Origin of the sequence: Pseudoalteromonas sp. NZS71_1 (assembly GCF_015864305.1) — a bacterium.
In the GTDB taxonomy this organism is placed as follows: domain Bacteria; phylum Pseudomonadota; class Gammaproteobacteria; order Enterobacterales; family Alteromonadaceae; genus Pseudoalteromonas; species Pseudoalteromonas arctica.
On sequence record NZ_JADYXM010000032.1, the window covers coordinates 1 to 1,201 of the forward strand.

The following is a 1,201-nucleotide window of genomic DNA, read 5'->3' on the forward strand; positions in this document are numbered from 1 at the left end:
AAAGATATAAAAAGAGGTGAACTCTTAGCCCAAAAAAGTAAATTTAGTGGCGCGCTAGATTAGTTTACAATTGGGGTGGCTGTCTAATTTAATGTCGCGAGTAAAGATATAAAAAGAGGTGAACTCTTAGCCCAAAAAAGTAAATTTAGTGGCGCGCTAGATTAGTTTACAATTGGGGTGGCTGTCTAATTTAATGTCGTTGTTTATAAATAATGAATCACGCAAAAAGCTAAGCTATATCGACAAAATGAAAGTTAAAATAGACAGCCCCATAGGTCGACGATAGCTGATTATTAAAGAATAGCAAACGACTCGGCTGTATCGAACCTGCTTTCCTTTAAATAAAAAGCGGAACATTACAGTGAATAAAGGCATGAATAAATTGACCTTACGGAGCCAAGCGAAAGTGAACGGCCAATGGCTACTGTATTGCCTTGTTCATAATATAGAAAAGCTGCAAAACACGATGCATTAAGAAGGGTAAGCCCTCTTACTCTAAATAAAAGCCACTCAAACACCCGTAATCCCTTCCAAAACGCCAATTAAAACAATATCAAACACTTCTATATTCTGCGTAAAAATACAGTAATCAATTGAACCAAAATAGGAACTCAGCTATGGTTTGTTTATCAATAAAAACAAATTTAAAAACGAGTTAATCTACAGGCTTTTTAGTTGCCTTAGGAGTCACAGTTGAATTTTGATGATTTGAAATCGATTATCGATACTGAAAATGACCAAGAATTAAAACTTACTTCTAATTTTTGGGAAATCACTAAAAACTCCAATTCAGAATTGAAGCCTTGGTTATCTGAAGATCAATTTAATCAGATTTTCTCAAACCTATTAGAGTATCAAAATAACGAGACTGTGTTTGTCTTTGAGTCTTTCGAACGCATATACAAAGATTCAGGTTTAACTAAAAGGTTAACTGAACAGCTAGATTTAAACTGGGCTAGCTTTAATGCTTTTCAAAGCGATACTGAAATTCTTTATTTCTATATGGTGCCAAAAAGTTTAAATTGGGTTTTATATGCAAACAGAGACTTTTGGCAGTTTGCAAAAGGCAACTAACAAGCCCATCAAGCTGATTCGCAACGCTGTTGCAAAGAACAAAGGCGCAACAAATTGTGCCAGCACAGCTCACGGCTTATGGGAGCGTTAGCTGTATTGTCGTACTGTTGTGATTATATAATGTTAC

General features: G+C 35.3%; 1 protein-coding gene and 1 pseudogene. Both read left to right on the plus strand.

What is annotated here, in order from left to right; genetic code table 11:
• Positions 1-202 precede the first annotated feature (202 nt).
• Positions 203-475: pseudogene (locus I6F43_RS20345) on the plus strand (transposase); the annotation flags it as partial.
• Between the two features lie 218 nt (positions 476-693).
• Positions 694-1,074 carry a hypothetical protein gene (locus tag I6F43_RS19965; RefSeq protein ID WP_007580161.1) on the plus strand — a complete coding sequence of 127 codons (381 nt, stop codon included), beginning with the start codon at positions 694-696 and terminating at the stop codon, positions 1,072-1,074.
• The last annotated feature ends 127 nt before the right edge of the window (positions 1,075-1,201 follow it).